The organism is Geofilum rubicundum JCM 15548 (assembly GCF_000974365.1).
GTDB lineage: Bacteria > Bacteroidota > Bacteroidia > Bacteroidales > Marinilabiliaceae > Geofilum > Geofilum rubicundum.
Map to the genome: position 1 here is coordinate 1 of NZ_BAZW01000069.1, position 18,503 is coordinate 18,503.

Here is an 18,503-nt window from a genome sequence, read left to right on the forward strand (position 1 = left end):
TACCCCATCAACCCTTCCAACCCATCTCACCCTTCCTACCCCATCAACCCATCTCACCCTTCCTACCCTATCAACCCTTCCAACCCATCTCACCCTTCCTACCCTATCAACCTATCTCTCCCCCACCAAAATCCGCTCCATCCGCAAGTCGGACCTAAAACGGAACATATAGAGTCCTGCGTTGTAAAAACCACCCCAGTTGGACACCCGCTCAAAATCAAAATTAAATTGAACACCCTGTCGGTGGAATCTTCCAGACATAAATCAAAATCTTCACCATATTCAACAATGGCGGAAAGGAAAAAATCAGCCACATCATAGCCCCAGATACCATATCTGGAGTACGTTGAGGAGTTATCGGAACTTTGAAAATAAGGGGATATGGCATGTGGTTCGGTATTGAACCACTGGCGGTATTTATGGATGAATCTTTGGGTGGTACGATCGCTGTAATCCAGACCAAATGACCGGAAAAAAGTGCCATTCAAGGCATGGATTTGTTCGGGATCCACCGTTTGGAATCTTAATACATCTGACAGACCAAAGAAGGTGATGTTGGCTTTGGTCTTTTCGCGAACGCCATACAGGATGGGCACAATTCGGGAAACATCGGAAGTCCTGACCGATGGGACCACCACATAATTGGGCTTATCCGTAGCAATGAGCGCCTGCAGTTCCATCAGGTCGTTGTTGCCTGGCGTATATTCCCGGTATTGAACCCTTTGAGATCCAAAACCGGATGCGCCGGCTTTCTGCTTGATAAGCCGAATGAAATCATCAGCCTGCTCCTCGGCTTCGGTGGGCAACACCACCAATAATTGGCCACCCGCCGAGCGCCGCACTATTTCATCCGCTATCTTGTCGAACACCATAAAATCAGGGGTGTTGATGTGGAACAAATAGGGGTTGTATTCCAACTCGGGGTTGGTGTTGGACAAGGGGTAAACCAAGGGGATCTGGTGCTCGCGACTAAAGGCGGATACCAGTGGTAGTTCATGGGCCAGCGCGGGACCAATAATTAAATGGGCCTGCTTCAGAGACGGATCCCGTAGCACTCTTTTGAGGGCAACGGTATCGGGGGCAATGTCATAAACGGAAAGGTCGATATCTATGCCGCGTTGCTTAAGGGTATCCAGTGCCAGTAAAACACCGCTGTAAAATTCGGTAAACAGTCGTGATCTGGCCGAAGCCATTCTTGCTTCGCGGACCACTTGCAGCGAATCTCCCTGAAAACTGGATACAGACAGCTGTCTGGTATCAAAAGGCAACATCAAGGCCACACGAATGGGTTCGCGATAACCCAGCTCGCTGTTTCTGGAGCAGGTGGTTACAACCACATAGGAGCTGTCCTCCGGCAAAACCAAATCGGCACTGTCTTTGGATTCGGCCAAGGCCCGATTGGTACGGTTGGCGAACCAGGCGTCGGTGGGAATTTTCAGTCTCGTTCCTCTGTCCAAATCTCTGAAATTGATGTGGGGATTGACTTGCTTAATAACCTCCATGTCGACGTGGTACTCGCGTGAAATGCCATAAAGGGTTTCGCGACGGCGAACCCTGTGTGTTTTAAATAACTTGGTATAATCATCTTCTATTTCAGCCACATTTACCTCCACTTCCGCCTTTGGAATACGCAACATGTAACCCACTTTAAGGTCGTCCTGAGAAACACCGGGATTGGCAGAACGCAGCTCATCCACAGATATCTGATAGAGTCGGCTAATGGAATAAAAGGTTTGACCGGGCACGATGGAATGGTACAAAAACTTTCCACTTTGAATAAAGCCGATGGTGGAGTCGGTTTTCTGAAGGGTGTCAACGGCCAAATCAGCTTTGGGAATACGGATTTCGGTTCCAGCTGCAACACGCCGGCACGTAGGGCGGGATTGGAGTCCACAATGGTTTCCACGGTAACGGAATACTGGCGGGCCAGACTGTAGAGCGTATCCCCGGGTCGAATGGTATAAAAAGAATATTTACTCGCTTCCTTTGGTTTGATGGGTTCGGTCGGTTCAGTCGGTTCAGCCACTTTGCGCTCCACCGGAATCCGAAGTATGGCACCTACCGTGAGTCCGTTTTCCGTTCCCGGATTATTGGCATAAATAACTTCTAACGGGACGTCGTATTTGCGGGATACAAAATAGGCGGTCTGTCCCTTTTCAACGGTATGATAAAAGAAGGTCCGCGACTTATCCAGTTCTCCTTCAGAAGTGTTTCGTCCTGAAATGACCGGAATACGTAGTATCTGTCCTACCTTCAGACTTTCAGAAATATCCTCATTGGCATCCAGTATTTCTTGCTGTGACACACCGTAATTCACACTGATACGGTATAAACCTTCCCCTTTTTGAATAATATGAAGATAGTATTCCTTTCCGTTCAGAAGGATTTTTTGAACCTCTTGTCCACCAACTGTTTTAACCTGGGCCTGAATATCAGCCAGTAGTCCCCCTAATAAAAAAGAAAAAATGAAAAATAGCGCTCTTAAGTTCATTTGAAAATGTTTTGTTTATTACCCATAAACGTGTGACCAGCAAAGAAAGTACCAAAGATAAGGTTTTTTAAAGGAATAGGATAAATTAGTTGGGGGAGAAGTGAGGAAGGGTGGGAAGGGTGGGAAGGGTTGATGGGGTTGATGGGGTTAAATGGGTTGGTGGGATGGTGGCAGAAAAAAAAGCCGGCTGAGGCCGGCTTTGGTATTGTTGTTGAAAATATTTTCTAGGATTTCAGTTGGCTTTCGATTTCGCGGATTTGACTTTTCAGGTCGCGATCGGTTTCTATGAGGTTGGTAATGGTTTTGCAGGCGTGCAAAACGGTGGCATGGTCTTTTTTGCCGATTTTGGATCCGATGGCCGACAAGGATGAATTGGTGAGATTCTTGGAAAAATACATCGCAATTTGTCGTGCCTGCACAATTTCCCGTTTGCGGGTTTTTGACTGTAAGGAGTCCATGTCCAGACCGTAATACTCACAAACGGTCTTTTGGATGTAATCGACCGAAAGTTCTTTTTGTGAATGGCGAACCAGTTTATCTACTACCCGGCGGGCGGTAGACAGGGAAATCTCGTCTTTATTGATGGTGGATAAAAACAGTAAGGAAATCAAGGCACCTTCCAGCTCGCGGACATTGCTGTCGATGTGGCTGGCCAGATAATGAACCACCTCGGGTGAAACATTGATGCCGTCTTTTCGGATCTTGTGCTTTAATATATCCACACGGGTTTCAAAATCCGGTGCCTGAATATCGGCGGGCAATCCCCACTTGAACCTGGACAGCAAACGCTCTTCCATCCCTTGCAGATCGGCCGGCGCCTGATCGGAGGTAAGAATTAATTGCTTACCGCTCTGTTGCAAATGATTGAAAATATGGAAAAAGGTGTTCTGCGTTCCCGTTTTGCCGGCAAACTCCTGAATATCATCAACGATCAACACATCAATCATTTGATAGAAATTCAGAAAATCGTTCAGCGAATTGCTTCTCACGGAATCGGTATACTGCGTTTGAAACTTATTGGCGCTCACATACAGTACCGTTTTTTCGGGGGAAGTTTCTTTAACCTCCACACCGATGGCTTGGGCCAGATGGGTTTTCCCCAGACCGGAAGCACCATATAAAAACAGGGGATTAAAAGCCGTTTTACCCGGATTTTTAGCTACTGCCTGACTGGCAGAACGGGCCAAACGGTTGCAATCACCTTCTACATAATTCTCAAAAGTATAAACCGGATTAAGCTGAGGATCAACATTCAACTTTTTAATACCCGGAATCACAAAGGGGTTTTTAATGGATGGCTGTTCCTCTTTTGATTTACCGGGAGACACGGCCCTGTTACGTAAATCAGAACGGTTGGCAGTGGGGAAGTTGACCGTAAAGCCCGGATGGCGTTTCTGACCTTTCTCCATAACCACACTGTATTCAAGTTTGGCACCGGCCCCAATGCACTGACGCAGGCCGTTACGCACGAAGTCAATGTATTGCTCTTCTATAATTTCATAGAAATACAAACTAGGTACCTGAATGGTAAGGGCATCATTTTCCAGCTTGAGTGGAACAATCGGTTCAAACCAGGTTTGAAAAGCCATCGGGTCAATGGACTTCTTAACAAAATCCTTGCATAAGCTCCAGACTTTTTTGTGATCCAGTGTCATTGTACTATGCCTTCCTTTTATATGTTTTGTAATTTTGAGTTTCCAATTAAGCCTGAAAGCCGGGCTGCTATTTCCTGTCTTTAAGAACAGAACACATCCATTTCCCCAAAAGCAGGGAGTTACGAATGGCTGGCTTTTATTTGGCTTGATTAAACAGAAATCCAAGTGCTAAAATTCAGTTGCAGATTTCTGACTAAGGCAAAATTTGTGAAAAAATTCTGTATAAAAAAATGGTTTTCCTCTTGCATTTAGCCAAAAGCAGTTAGCCCATTAATAGTCAGGGCCTTAAAAGTAAAGCTGGCAACTATTTGTCACCTAAACACTTATCCCCTTTTATTAACTTTCACTTAACATACACAAAACACTGAATTAAAGCTATTTGATAGAAGATTTAAAAAAAATCCGACGTTGGTCAAAATTATTTCAGGGCTGAATATCCACTTTTCTGAGGGCTCTTTTTAGTCGGACCGGTTCCCCCTTTTCCATGGCATAAATTTCAGCGGATGGAAACTTGTCGGTGAGCTGATTGAGCCATTTTAAGGCCTCGGAATAGGAAGATGTCTCCCCCACTGTATAAATGAAACGCCGACCATCGGTATCCTCAAATACAGGCATGTCATAAAGCACTACCCGGTTTTTAATATCCAGAGGCGTTTTTGATTCGGCCACTTTTACTTTAAACACAATGCCTTTTTCCTCGGCCAGCTCGTCGCTGGGAAAGAGGGATACGCGTTTTCCAAAATTCACCGCTGAAAAATGGAGGTAGCGATCGGGATTGTGCCGCATGTCTCCCAGTAAGCGATCCAGATTGGCCGATGCATCTGTAAGGTTCAAATAAAGGGTTTCGTCGTTCATTAATTGCCCCAAAGAGCCCTCTCCCTGAGAAACCTGATTCAACATGGTGGTAACACCCGCGAGTGCACTATCTGTTTGGGACACCATGCCGGCGATATCGGCCTGACTCAGCTGCTCACTCAGGGCCGCCATATTCTCCATGGTGGTGGCCAGGTTGCCGGATTGCTTCTGAAGCGTTTGGGTAAACTGCTCCACGTTATCGAGACTGTTGCCTATTGGTCCGCCATTGGCCATGGACCTGCTTATTTCATCCGTTGCCAGTTTGAGATTTTCAACGGTTTTCTGAAAATCCTGAATGGATTGGTTCAAAGCCAGTTTATTGTCTTCCGAAAAAACCCTGCTTACCTGTGTAAGAACGGTATCCATGGTTTCCAGCAAACTTTCCGTTTTTTCTTTGATGGGCTTCATCTCGACCGTTAGTTGATCCATCACATCGCCCACCACATTTGTGGCTAAGGTATCGCCGGATGCTAAGGTCGCGGGACTGTTGCCCAATATCACGCGAATGGCCTTGCTCCCCATGATATCCACACTGTATATTTCAGCGATGGAGTTATCGGGTACTTCCAAAGGTTCATTGATGGTGAAAGCCACCAAAAAAGAACCGGATTGCTCAGGATGCAGACCAATATCCTGTATGGTTCCTACTTTATAGCCCTTAAAGTTGACGGGACTGCCCTCGGTCAGCCCCTCCACGTCGTTATATACACCGTAATATTCTGATCCGGAACGGAGAAGATTGGACCCTTTTAAAAAATGGGCGCCCCAAATTAACAACGAAAGTGCTCCGATGACCAGGAGTCCTATTTTTATTTCTCTACTCATCTTCATAACCTAATATTTGTTTGTTAGATGCCTCTTATTTTAGTCCCGAACGGACGAAACAGGAACGCGTTCGCCATCTTTAAAGGCGATGATAAAACTATCCGGAATGATTTTCCTTACCTCCATGAGCAGATCGCTGATCTGCTCATAGGAAGCCGATACGCCGGTGGTGTATTTGTACAATTGACCGTCCTGATAGTTCCAGACATCATCAAATTGCAAATAGGGTCCTTCCTTCTCGGATAAGCGTCGGGCGGATGAAGCTACCTGAATCCGAAACTCAATCACTTCTTCGGGTTGAAAATCCTCTGTGGTCTCCGGTGTCATTTCTTCCATATTCTCCTCCACATTTGTCGGCTCGCCTTGGGCCATGTGGAGGTTGTTTCTGGCTTCGTACCGGTTCTTATAATCGCGAATGGATCTGAAAATGGCGGATGCCAGGTAGACTTGCCCCTCTTCAGAGGCCATAAAACGTTCTTCACTGCGATTACTTAAAAAGCCGAGTTCCACTAAAACGCCGGGCATGGAGGTTTTACGGAGAACCAAAAAACCGGCCTGTTTCACCCCTCTGTTGCGTCTGCCTACGCGGGTTTCAAATTGTTCCTGTATGATGGATGCGGCAGATATACTCTGATCCAGATAGACGTTCTGCATCAATTCAAAAATAATGTACGATTCGGGCGAATTCGGATCAAAACCCTCGTATTTGGTGGTGTAATCCTCTTCCAAAACGATGACGGAGTTTTCTTTTTTGGCCACTTCCAGGTTTTCTTCAGAACGGTGCAAGCCCAACACAAAGGTCTCAGCTCCGTAGATACGTGGATTACTAATGGCGTTGGCATGGATGGACACAAACAAATCGGCCTTGGCCTTATTGGCCACTTCTGCCCGTTCATCCAAAGGAACAAATACATCGGTGGTTCTGGTGTATACCACCTTGACCTCCGGCAGTTCCCGCTTTAAGTACTCTCCAACTTTCAGCGCAACAGCCAGGACGATGTCTTTTTCCTTAACATCTTTACCGACGGCTCCCGGATCTCTGCCTCCATGTCCGGCATCAATCACCACCGTTTTAAACCGTCCGCTGTTATCATTCTGAGCCACGGTGTTTTGAGGCCAACCAATTAAGAAAAGAAACAGCGCCCCAATCAGAAGAAAATTGAATCTGGAAATTAATATAATATAGCGGATCATATTCTTAATATTTGGCATATATATTGCATATTGCGAAATCCATGGGGTATACTCATAAATCTTGCCAAAATTAATAAATATCTTAGAGACTCGGGACTTTATTTAAAATATACTCATGCCAATTTCATTCGACCCATAACTTTTGGAAATTATTCCCAGATGAAATATTTTAAGACCAATTTTTAATATATTTTTGTGGCACATCTATTCAAAGAACACAACATCTTGAGGCAACTAATATCCCATAATACGACATCATACAGTCAACCACTCCCCTGGCTGATTTCAGCCATATTCCTGTTTGTCAACACGCTATCATTTGCACAGACCAACGATTCCATCACTCCCGGCGAAAGAGCATTTATCGCCAGTTACTTGAGCCAACGGACAGTCTGCCCTCAGTTCCCATGGATTCCTTGTTATTGGAACAGAATCCCATTCTTTTGGAGGATGAAACCGAAACAGATGAGGCGGACCAGGAGGAAAACCCTGAACCAGAGCAGGATGGCGCACTGGAAAACGACACAACGGAGACGGCCCCCAAAGGCCGGTCAGGAGGAATGATTGATTCAGAGGTTAATTACAGTGCCAAAGACTCCACGTTTTTTAATAAGGGAAAGGTCTTTTTATACGGGGATGCACAAGTCAGCTATGAAGATGTTCAGCTAACGGCCCATCAAATTGAACTGGATCTGGAAAACAACATCGCTTATGCCGTGGGAACGGTCGATTCTCTTGGCGTGGAACAGGGACTTCCGGTTTTTAAAGATAAAAGTGGTGAATACACCATGCGGCGGATGCGCTACAATTTCAAGACAGAAAAGGCCCTTATTGAACATGTGGTGACCACACAGGGGGAAGGTTTTGTGGTGAGTGAACTGGCCAAAAAAAATTCGGATAACACCTATTTTCTGGAGGATGGTCGCTATACCACCTGCGACAACCATGATCATCCGCATTACTATATCAACATGACCAAGGCCAAGGTGATTCCCGGCAAAAAAATCATTACCGGACCGGCCTATCTGGTGATAGAGGATGTCCGGATTTACCCCCTGATGATTCCCTTCGCTTTTGTCCCCACCACCAGCTCATACAGCTCGGGATTCTTAATGCCATCTTATGGTGAGGAGAGCAACCGGGGATTTTTTCTGCGTGACGGAGGTTATTATCTGGCCGCCAGCGACATTTTTGACCTGGCGCTCACCGGTGATTTATATGCCAATGGTTCCTGGGGTTTACGCACCGCATCCAATTACCGCAAAAGATATAAATACAGCGGTAGCTTTAACGCACAGCGCATTACCAACGTGACCAGTGAAAAAGATTTGCCCGATTACAGTAAATCCAATGACGTTTCCGTGACCTGGTCGCACCGGCAGGATGCCAAGGCCAGCCCTTTTTCCACCTTTTCGGCCAGTGTGAACTACTCCACCAGTTCGTTCGACAGGAACAATGTGGGTAGTATTATTAATCCAGAGATCCTGGCCCAAAACACCAAACGGTCCAGTATTTCTTATTCGAGACAATTTCCCGGAACCCCTTTTAACATGTCGCTGAATGCCCTGCATTCACAAAATAGCCGTGACACCTCCATCAATCTGACCATTCCGGATCTGACGGTGACCATGAGCCGGATTTATCCTTTTAAAAAGAAAAACCGCATAGGCAGCAAGGAGGCCTGGTACGAAACCATTAGTGTGGGTTACACCGGTAACTTTAAGAATGACATACAGACCAAAGAAAGTGATTTAAGCTTCAGTCCCAAAAGCCTGTCGGAAGACTGGCGCAATGGCGCCCGACATTCGGTGCCTGTTTCGATGAACCTCAAATTGTTGAATTTTTTCACCTTAACGCCGAACATGAACTATACCGAACGCTGGTATTTCAGATCGGTTGAAAAAGCCTGGGATGCCACAGAACAAGACATTGTAACCACCGATACCATTCAGGGATTCAACCGGATTTATGATTATAGCTTCGGGGTAAGTACCAGCACCAAGCTTTATACCTTTTTCACGCCCAGCAGGACCTTGTTTGGTGACAAAATTGATCGGATCAGACATGTCATGACCCCCAGTGTGAGCTTCAGCTATCGTCCGGATTTTGGAGATCCTAAATTTGGCTATTACGATCGCTTTGAATACTATGACGAAGACCGCGACCAGATTGTCAAGCATGAGTACTCGCTCTATGAAAACACGCTGTATGGCGTGCCTGGTCGCGGCGAATCAGGCTCCATGGGCTTTAGTCTGGGTAACTCGCTGGAGATGAAAATTAAAAGCGACAGAGACACAACCGGTTTTAAAAAAATCGCCATCCTTGAGTCCCTGAACTTCAGTTCCTCCTACAATTTTTTAGCGGAGGAGTTCAATTTAAGCAATATTTCCATGAGTGGAAGAACCAAAGTCCTTGGCACCAACATCAGCTTTGGGGCGACCTTTGACCCTTATGCACTGGATACGACAACCACCCGCTCAGGGGTTCTGAACGTGACCAGAGTCGACAAGTTTGAGTGGAATGAGCAGAAGAGACTGGCGCGCTTGCAATCGGCCAATCTGAGTTTTGGCTTTGGCTTTGGGTCGGATACTTTCAAGAAAAGGCGCGAGGAACGAACGGGCGAAGGTTCTGAAACAGACATCCCGGAGGACGACCCGCTGGATATTCCGGATGATAATCCGTTTGCGGATGACGAAATTCCGGAGGATGCCCTGTCGATGGGCGATGTTGACCCCTTGGAGGCAGGCGAGGATGGCTATGCGCAGTTTGAAATCCCCTGGAATGTCTCCTTTAATTACAACATGCGTTTGGTCCCGGACTCTTTCAATGAGGCACAAATGGCCTACAATCATAAGGTCACGGCCGACATAAGCATGTCGGGCCGCATTTCACTGACCAAGAAGTGGGACATGAATCTTTCTACCGGCTATAATCTGGATCGTAAGGAAATTTCCCACACCAATGTGCGCATCAACAGAAATTTGCATTGTTGGAACATGAGTTTTAACCTGTCTCCTTTTGGTCGCTATAAGTCCTATTTCTTCACCATTGCCATTAATAGCAGTTTGTTGCGCGACTTGAAATACGAAAAACGAAGCAACCCAAGGGATAATCCGAATTGGTTTTAGTTAGGTCGATAGGGTGATGGGGGTTGGAAGGGTTGATGGGGTAGATGGGGTAGATGGGGTTGATGGGGGATGATTGGGTAGATTTGGTTGATGGGGGTAGATCGGGTAGATGGGGTTGGAAGGGGTGATTGGGTAGATGGGAGTACTATAAATCTGTATATATGAAAAAGATTATTCAGACAAATGAGGCACCGGCGGCTATTGGGCCGTATAGTCAGGCGGTAGAAATCAATGGAACGCTTTATATTTCGGGTCAGGTGCCGGTCCATCCTGAAACCGGGAAAGTGGTTGAAGGGGGCATTACGGAACAAACCACGCAGGTGATGAAAAACATCGGTGCCATTCTGAAGGCAGCCGGATACGCTTATGCCGATGTGGTCAAATCGACCTGTCTCCTATCGACCATGGATGATTTCAAAGCGATGAACGTTGTCTACGGCAGCTACTATCCGGAGAACCCTCCAGCCAGAGCGGCTTTTGCAGTTAAGGGCTTACCGCTCGGGGCGCTGATTGAAATCGAAACCATCGCGGTTAAGTAACATCCTGGAAAGCAGCTCGCCCATTGGTGGCGCTATCATCCATTCCTTTATAAATCCAATACTTAACGTATAATAATAAAAATTATATGAAGCACCAAAAACTGAGCATATTTGAAAAAATCGGATATGGCTCCGGAGATGCGGCCGTGAACGTGGTCATCTCATCCATGTTCCTTATTATCAGCTTCTTTTACACAGACATCTTTGGGATTAAACCCAAGGATATGGCGCTCATGTTTCTATTGGTCAGATTAATTGATGCCATTTCCGATCCGCTGATGGGACTCATAACAGACAGGATCACGACAAAATGGGGGCGCTATCGACCCTACTTTCTGTTTCTCTCGATTCCTTTTGGCTTATCGGTATTTCTCACATTTTCAACGCCGGATTTCGACTACGCCGGAAAAATGATTTATGCCTATGTCTCCTACATCTTTGTAACCCTGATGTTTACCTCCGTCACCATCCCTTACATTTCACTGATTGGGGTGCTGACCAGCGACCCGCAGGAACGCCTGTCAGCCAATGGATACCGCCTGTTCTTCGCAAAGGTAGCCGCTTTTATGGTATCCATCGTGGTACCTATTCTTGCTGAAGCTTTGGGGAAAAATGATCTGGCCAGAGGCTATCAATTGGCCATGGGTTTAATGGCTCTAATGGGTACCCTGCTTTTACTGTTTTGTTTCTTTACCACCAAGGAACGCGTGGAGCACGTCGTGGATAAAAAACCACTTTTAGAGCAATTCAAATTGCTTTTAAGCAACGGCCAATGGACGCTTCTGTTCGCTGTTTGCTTTTTTGGAACAGTAGGTTATGTGATCCGCAACTCTGTGGCCATCTACTATGCCAAGTACTTCCTGGGAGGCGATGCCAGTGTGCAGTCGGCCTTTATGGCCACCGGTGTGGCAGCGGCCATTTTGGCAATGCCCGCCTCCACCTACATCACCAAGCGCTATTGTAAAGTCAAATTGTTCAAATGGTCACAGCTCGCAGTGGGCGTCATCAGTCTGGCCATTTTGATACTGGTGAAGCCCGGCAATATGCTTCTGGCCTTTCCGCTCTATTTCATCCTTTCTTTTGTCGTGGACTTGCATGCACCGGTATTCTGGTCGGCCATTGCAGAAGCAGTGGATTATGGTCACGCCAAATCCGGTAAACGCGTATCGGGCTTATCATTTGGAGGTATTTCTTTTGCCCAGAAACTGGGGATGGGAATAGCGGGCGCGGCCGTCGGTTTGTTGCTCCACACTTTTGAATATATACCGCAAGTGGAAGTACAGAGTGATTTCACGCTTCTGGGACTGGCACTTATGCTAACGGTGATTCCCGGGCTGTTCCACACCATTATGGGCGCTTTAATGTTTCGCTATAAAATCACCGACAAGTATTATGAAGGAATAAAAATCAAACTTAATATGTAAGAAAAGATGGATATTCAAAATAAAAATACCCCACTGATTGAACAAAGGGCGGACCCGTTTATATACAAACACAGCGATGGCTACTATTATTTTACGGCTTCGGTACCAACTTACGATCGCATAGAACTCAGACGCGCGAAAACCATCCATGGCTTAAAGGACGCCGAGACCCATAACGTTTGGCACAAGCACGAAACAGGACCCATGAGCCAGCATATATGGGCCCCGGAAATCCATTACTTAGATGGTAAATGGTATATTTACTTTGCGGCCAGCGAAGTGGATGACATCTGGAAATTAAGACCTTATGTGCTTGAGTGTAAAGGTCAGGACCCTTTAAAAGATGAATGGACAGAACTCGGGCAAATGCAGGCAGCGAGGGTGACCATAAATCATTCATTGATTTCTCATTGGATGGAACCGTTTTTGAAAATCAGGGCAAGCGTTTTTCTGCTGGGCAGAAAAAACAGGTGGACAGTTTGCGGCTTCCAATTTGTACTTAGCTGAAATGGCCTCCCCCATTCAATTGAAAACGGCTCAGTTTATGCTAACAACGCCCGATTATGATTGGGAAAGAATTGGTTTCTGGGTCAATGAAGGTCCGGCCGTTATTAAAAACAAGGGCAAAATCTATATTACCTTTTCGGCCAGTGCCACAGGCGCCTGTTATTGCATGGGAATGATGGAAGCAGATGAAGCATCTGATTTGTTGGATCGAAACTCCTGGAAAAAATCAAGATATCCGATACTGGAGACGGATGAGGAAAGGCATATTTTCGGTCCGGGCCACAACAGTTTCACCGTGGCAGAAGATGGGGTAACACCCTTGTCGGTTTACCATGCCAGAGATTATGAGGAAATTGTTGGGGACCCCTTATACGACCCCAACCGACACGCCCGGGTGATGGCCATTAAATTTGATGCAGCTGGAAAACCCCTCTTTGAATTTTAACATACGCCTGCCCTGCGCCTTCATCATGGCGTTGGCAGAAGGCTTCCCTGAGTGACTTTGACAGAAAGATTTCCTGAGGACAATGCCCTTTTACCAGAAGAAAAACGGGCTTGGCCTCTTGCCGGGTAAAACACACTTGACCAGTGGTAAGCCAAATAGCAGAAACAACTGATCAGCAAGGTATCAGTAACAAAAAACGCCCCGTGTGAACGGGGCGTTTTTGCTGTTTGTTTGTTTGAAAAACGTAGTGTTGTTATTGTATCTAATTATTCAGCTACTACTTCGAAATCGATGTTAACTTTAACTTCGCGGTGCAGTTTAACGGTAGCCGTGTAGCTTCCCACTTCTTTAACTGCATCTTTAATAACGATGTTCTTACGCTCAATTGAAAAACCTTCTTTTTCAAGGGCTTCAGCAATTTGAATGTTGTTAACAGATCCGAAAATTTTGCCGGTAGAACTGGCTTTAGCACCAATGGTCAGCTTTACGCCTTCCAGCTTTTCAGCTACGGCCACCGCTTCAAGTCTCATCTTTTCTAATTTATGAGCTCTTTGCTTTTGGTTTTCAGCATGTACTTTGCGAGCCGATGACGTTGCAAGAATAGCAAATCCCTGAGGAATAAGATAATTCCTGCCATACCCGGGCTTCACCTTAACTAAATCATCTTTGTGACCCAAATTAGTCACATCTTCTTTTAAGATTATTTCCATCATGGTCTTTTTCCTCCCTTAATTATTTCATCAAATCGGTTACATAAGCAATAAGGCCAAATGACGAGCTCTTTTAATAGCCTGGGCTACTTTTCTCTGATATTTCAAAGAAGTACCAGTCAATCGACGTGGCAAAATTTTACCTTGCTCATTCAAAAACTTTTTCAAAAACTCAGGATCTTTGTAATCCACGTATTTGATTTTGTTTTTCTTAAAGCGGCAATATTTCTTCTTTTTAATCTCTACCGACGGAGGTGTAAGATATCTGATTTCGCTTTGATTCTGTGCCATGGCTTATTTCTCCTTTTGTTCTTTTTTGTTACTTCTTCTTTTCTCGCTGTACTGCAACGCGTACTTGTCCAATTTGAAAGTAAGGAAACGAATTATACGCTCATCGCGACGATAATTAACTTCCAGCTTTCCTATGAACGAAGGATCTGCTTTGAACTCCAAAAGGTTGTAAAAACCAGTGGATTTTTTCTGGATAGGATAAGCCAGTTTTCGAAGGCCCCAATTCTCATCATTGACAATCTCGCCTCCGCTTTCCAGGATCATGTTCCTGAACTTTTCTACCGTCTCCTTCATCTGAACATCAGACAAAACGGGAGTTAAAATGAAAACGGTTTCATAACTGTTTAACATAGAAACGAATTTTTAAATTATATATATGTTATTAGCGGGGCAAAAGTAATCATTCTTTTTCAGAAAAACAACCCCTAAAGCAACAGCCGGACAACTATCCAAAGTTGCCCGGCTGTTGTGAAAATTACTTATCGCAAAATGCTTCAAAATCAATATTCCCCGAAGTACTTCATGAACTGGACGCGTTCAAACATTTCCGGATTGGCGGGCATCATTTCGCGACCGTAATCCTTTAGCTCTGCCATGGTGGTCAGGCCTTTTTCATCCATCCATTTTTCCAGGCCGTGCAACAGGTCCATCAGGTAATCGGGACCATTCTTGTACAAAGCCGATACCACCTGCACAGCCGAAGCACCAGAAACCAACATTTTAATCAGGGTTTCAGGCGTGTGAATGCCACTGGAAGCTGCCAGGTCGGCCTTCACCTGTCCCGACAAAATGGCGATCCAGCGAAGCGCCCATGTATAATCGGTGGGATTCGAATAGACCTGCCCCGATACAATTTTATTGTTGACCAGGTCGATGTCCGGGTTGTAATAGCGGTTGAACAAGACCAAGCCCTCAACCCCCGCTTTACTCAGACGCGACGCGATATGGGCTGTATCTGTGAAGAAGGGGGACATTTTCACCGAAACGGGTATGGTCACATGGTTCATGACCTTTTTAACAATTTTGAAATAGCGATCACTGATGGCTTGTGCATCTTCGTCGATGGAAGAAGGCAGGCGAAAGATATTTAGCTCGAGGGCATCGGCACCGGCATCCTGCAACTTGGCTGCATAAGAAAACCATTCGGCCGTTGAGCGACAATGAATGCTGGCGATGACTTTGATATCGAGATTTTGTTTGACCTCGGCAATCAGGCGTGCCGTTTTTTCAAGCATATCATCTTTGAGCTGATAGTCGTAATAGTCGAAAAACTCCAGGTTATTTTCCTGAAATCCCAACTCCTTTTTAAAGGTATCCTTGTACTCCAGAAGAATTTCTTCTTCAAAGATGGATTTAAGCACCACCGCAGCAGCACCATTTTTTGCCAGTCGCTCAATGGATTCAAATGTGGCAGTCAGTCCCGAGCTGCCAACAATCAATGGGTTCTTAAGCTCTAAACCGAGATATTTTGTCGTTAGATTAGCCATAATACTTTTTTTTGGATGGAATAAATGATCGATTACTGACCTTGCAGGTATTGGTGCATGGAAGCAGCCGCTTTACGCCCGTCGCCCATGGCCAGAATAACGGTGGCGCCTCCCCTGACAATGTCTCCACCGGCAAAAACATCCGGAATGGAGGTCTGGAAAGTCTCTTCATCCACCACCAGTGTGCCCCAGCGACTCACTTTCAAATCGGGCAGCGACTGAGGAATCAGCGGATTGGGGGAAACACCCACACTCACGACAACCGTATCCGCATCGATGATGTACTCGGAACCTTCCACGGGCACCGGTGAACGGCGACCACTTTGATCCGGTTCGCCCAACTCCATTTTTTGAACCCGTATTTGTTTAACCCGGCCTTTATCGTCGCCAATGTATTCGACGGGATTATTCAAGGTTAAAAACTCCACGCCCTCTTCCTGGGCATGCTTCACTTCCTCCACCCGGGCCGGCATCTCTTCAAGTGAGCGGCGATAGATGATGGTTGCTTTGTCAGCGCCCAGACGAAGTGCCGTACGCACAGAATCCATGGCCGTATTGCCACCACCAATCACCACCACGTTTTTGCCTCTCATCACCGGAGTGTCCATACCTTGTGTGGAGGCACCCATCAGGTTCACGCGGGTCAGATATTCGTTGGAGCTGAGAATACCGACGAGATTTTCACCGGGAATGTTCATGAAACGGGGCAGTCCGGCGCCACTGCCGACGAAGAATCCTTTGAATCCTTCTTCCCGTAATTCCTGGATGGTGGCTGTTTTACCCACAATAAAATTCGTCTCGAATTGGACGCCCATTTTACGGAGACTTTCGATTTCCACGTCGACCACACCGTTGGGCAAACGAAACTCAGGAATGCCATACTTCAGGACCCCGCCAATTTCGTGCAAGGCCTCCAATATGTGAACGTCATAGCCAAATTTAGCCATATCACCGGCAAAGGCCAGTCCGGCAGGGCCAGAACCAACCACGGCGACTTTGGTGCCGTTAGCGGCTGCCACTTCGGGTATGGAGATTTCGCCGCCCGACTGCTCAAAGTCAGCTGCAAAACGCTCCAGATAGCCAATGGCCACCGGTTCCCGATTCATCTTAACCTGATAAAAACAACTGGCTTCACATTGCTTTTCCTGGGGACAAACACGTCCGCACACAGCAGGTAAGGCATTGGTTTCCTTCAGGGTACGGGCAGCATCCAAAAATTCGCCCCTTTCAATATTCTTAATAAACTTGGGAATATTAATACCAACCGGACAACCGGAAATGCAGGTGGGGTTGGCACAGTCGATACAGCGGGAAGCTTCATTGATGGCTTGCTCAGGCGTTAGCCCGGAATTCACTTCCACATAAGAACGCGCCCTTTCACGCGCAGGAGCTTCAGGCATTTTAACCCTGGTAAGGTCGGTCCGCTCCTTATTCTTCTTGGCCTTGCGCAATTCTTCTCTCCAGGCGGCACTCCGCTCTTCTTTCAGGTAGTCAGTTATATTTGTCATCCTCTTACTTTTTATCTACTTGGCAGTTGTAGGCATCATCTGCCTCTTTTTCTTCATTCTTATAGCCATTCAGGCGCATCAACATTTCGTCAAAATCCACCTCATGCGCATCAAACTCGGGTCCGTCCACACAAACAAAGCGGGTTTTGCCACCTACAGAAACGCGACAGGCGCCGCACATACCGGTACCATCTACCATAATGGTATTGAGACTGACAATGGTTGGAATGTTGTGCTTCTTGGTGGTCATCGAAGCAAATTTCATCATTATGCCCGGACCGATGATAACGGACTGGTCGATCTTTTCGCGCTGAATGATCTGTTCCATGCCTTCGGTAACCAAACCTTTTTGTCCGTAAGACCCATCATCGGTCATGATCACCACCTCATCGGAATAGGCCCTGATCTGATCCTCCAGAATAATCAGGTCTTTTGAACGGGCTGCAATCACAGAGACAACCCTGTTACCGGCCTTTTTTAAAGCTTCAACAATGGGCAACAAGGGCGCGACACCGACACCACCCCCGCATGCCAGAACAGTTCCGAAATTTTCAACATGTGTGGCTTGTCCCAGGGGGCCCACCATGTCATGAATGAATTCGCCCGGCTCCAACGCGGTTAATTTGCGGGAGGTCACCCCCACTTTTTGAATCACCAGAGTGATGGTGCCTTTGGCCGTATCAGCCGAGGAGATGGTCAAAGGAATGCGCTCACCCTTTTCATCGGTCCTGACCATCACAAAATGGCCGGCTTTACGTGCCTTCGCGATGCGTGGGGCCTCAATTTCAAGACTCACCACATTCTCAGAAAAATGCTGTTTGCTAACTACTTTGTTCATTATATACCCGGTATTATTTTCTAAAACTAAAACACAGCCCTCAACAACCTCCTCCTCGTTCAGGACCTATCAACTCACCCCATCAACCCCATCTACCCAATCAACCCCATCCTCCCCATCAACCCTATCCTCCCCATCAACCCTATCGACCTAATAACCTATCGACCTAATAACCTATTTCCCCCTTCAACCCTTCTCACCCTTCCTGCCCTATCTACCCTTCTCACCCTTCTCACCCTATCTCCCCTTCTCACCCTTCCTGCCCTATCAACCCCTTTTTATCAAAAAATCAATGACAATTTGCATAAAATCATGCGAAATTAATGATTATTGAGTTGTTATGCACGCGAAGCCGCTAAAGGGAGTCCTATTTACAACAATTCTAAATTAAGTGGGAAGGGAAGGTCGGGTTGATGGGGTTAAAAGGGTGGGGAGGGGAGAACAGGCAAAAACCTTCAACATATGCCCTAACTACCCTATCTCCCTTTTTACCCTTTGATGCTTCCCGGGTACCAATACTCGGTATTCCACTTCGTTACAACTCCCGTTTCACTCCGCCTCCCATCTACCCTTCCTACCCCTTCTTACCCTTCCTACCCTTCCTAC

Annotated in this window: 15 protein-coding genes; 5 read left to right on the forward strand and 10 right to left on the reverse strand. The window is 46.4% G+C overall.

Annotated features, from left to right (window positions below; genetic code table 11):
- Window positions 1-98: 98 nt before the first annotated feature.
- From JCM15548_RS18225 to JCM15548_RS18245, 4 genes are all read right to left on the reverse strand, one after another.
- Window positions 99-1,760 (reverse strand): LysM peptidoglycan-binding domain-containing protein, encoded by a 1,662-nt coding sequence (locus tag JCM15548_RS18225; RefSeq protein ID WP_162198279.1) that lies wholly within the window; start codon window positions 1,758-1,760, stop codon window positions 99-101.
- Window positions 1,761-2,715: 955 nt separating this feature from the next.
- Entirely contained in the window at window positions 2,716-4,146 is a 1,431-nt protein-coding gene (dnaA, locus tag JCM15548_RS18235) for a chromosomal replication initiator protein DnaA (RefSeq protein WP_062128326.1), read from the reverse strand.
- Between the two features lie 423 nt (window positions 4,147-4,569).
- Window positions 4,570-5,832 (reverse strand): MlaD family protein, encoded by a 1,263-nt coding sequence (locus JCM15548_RS18240; RefSeq protein ID WP_062128327.1) that lies wholly within the window; start codon window positions 5,830-5,832, stop codon window positions 4,570-4,572.
- A gap of 33 nt (window positions 5,833-5,865) precedes the next feature.
- Window positions 5,866-7,020, reverse strand: a complete 1,155-nt coding sequence (locus JCM15548_RS18245; protein ID WP_227626016.1) for an N-acetylmuramoyl-L-alanine amidase family protein — start codon at window positions 7,018-7,020, stop codon at window positions 5,866-5,868.
- A 407-nt stretch (window positions 7,021-7,427) separates the two neighbouring features.
- Between JCM15548_RS18245 and JCM15548_RS18250 the strand changes: the two genes are divergently transcribed.
- The 5 genes from JCM15548_RS18250 to JCM15548_RS25840 all read left to right on the forward strand — a co-directional run bounded on the left by JCM15548_RS18250 (window position 7,428) and on the right by JCM15548_RS25840 (window position 13,063).
- On the forward strand, window positions 7,428-10,148 hold the full coding sequence (locus JCM15548_RS18250) for a putative LPS assembly protein LptD (protein WP_062128330.1): 2,721 nt from the start codon (window positions 7,428-7,430) through the stop codon (window positions 10,146-10,148).
- Window positions 10,149-10,309: 161 nt separating this feature from the next.
- Window positions 10,310-10,687: a RidA family protein gene (locus JCM15548_RS18255; protein ID WP_062128332.1), complete on the forward strand. Its 378-nt coding sequence runs from the start codon at window positions 10,310-10,312 to the stop codon at window positions 10,685-10,687.
- Between the two features lie 86 nt (window positions 10,688-10,773).
- Window positions 10,774-12,111 carry an MFS transporter gene (locus JCM15548_RS18260; protein WP_062128334.1) on the forward strand — a complete coding sequence of 446 codons (1,338 nt, stop codon included), beginning with the start codon at window positions 10,774-10,776 and terminating at the stop codon, window positions 12,109-12,111.
- 6 nt (window positions 12,112-12,117) lie between these two features.
- Window positions 12,118-12,618, forward strand: a complete 501-nt coding sequence (locus JCM15548_RS25835; protein WP_262487142.1) for a family 43 glycosylhydrolase — start codon at window positions 12,118-12,120, stop codon at window positions 12,616-12,618.
- Complete coding sequence (locus JCM15548_RS25840) at window positions 12,605-13,063, forward strand: family 43 glycosylhydrolase (protein WP_262487143.1); 459 nt, start codon at window positions 12,605-12,607, stop codon at window positions 13,061-13,063. Before JCM15548_RS25835 ends, JCM15548_RS25840 begins: the two co-directional genes overlap by 14 nt.
- A 266-nt stretch (window positions 13,064-13,329) precedes the next feature.
- Here JCM15548_RS25840 and rplI read toward each other — a convergent pair whose 3' ends face one another.
- From rplI to JCM15548_RS18295, 6 genes are all read right to left on the reverse strand, one after another.
- Entirely contained in the window at window positions 13,330-13,776 is a 447-nt protein-coding gene (rplI, locus tag JCM15548_RS18270; protein ID WP_227626017.1) for a 50S ribosomal protein L9, read from the reverse strand.
- Window positions 13,777-13,812: 36 nt separating this feature from the next.
- Complete coding sequence (rpsR, locus tag JCM15548_RS18275) at window positions 13,813-14,064, reverse strand: 30S ribosomal protein S18 (protein ID WP_227626018.1); 252 nt, start codon at window positions 14,062-14,064, stop codon at window positions 13,813-13,815.
- Window positions 14,065-14,067: 3 nt separating this feature from the next.
- Window positions 14,068-14,415, reverse strand: coding sequence for a 30S ribosomal protein S6 (gene rpsF / locus JCM15548_RS18280; RefSeq protein ID WP_062128338.1), 348 nt, complete (start codon window positions 14,413-14,415; stop codon window positions 14,068-14,070).
- 149 nt (window positions 14,416-14,564) lie between these two features.
- Complete coding sequence (locus JCM15548_RS18285) at window positions 14,565-15,551, reverse strand: dihydroorotate dehydrogenase-like protein (protein WP_062128340.1); 987 nt, start codon at window positions 15,549-15,551, stop codon at window positions 14,565-14,567.
- Window positions 15,552-15,583: 32 nt separating this feature from the next.
- Window positions 15,584-17,059: an NADPH-dependent glutamate synthase gene (gene gltA, locus JCM15548_RS18290; protein WP_062128342.1), complete on the reverse strand. Its 1,476-nt coding sequence runs from the start codon at window positions 17,057-17,059 to the stop codon at window positions 15,584-15,586.
- 4 nt (window positions 17,060-17,063) lie between these two features.
- Complete coding sequence (locus JCM15548_RS18295; protein WP_062128344.1) at window positions 17,064-17,897, reverse strand: sulfide/dihydroorotate dehydrogenase-like FAD/NAD-binding protein; 834 nt, start codon at window positions 17,895-17,897, stop codon at window positions 17,064-17,066.
- Window positions 17,898-18,503 lie beyond the last annotated feature (606 nt).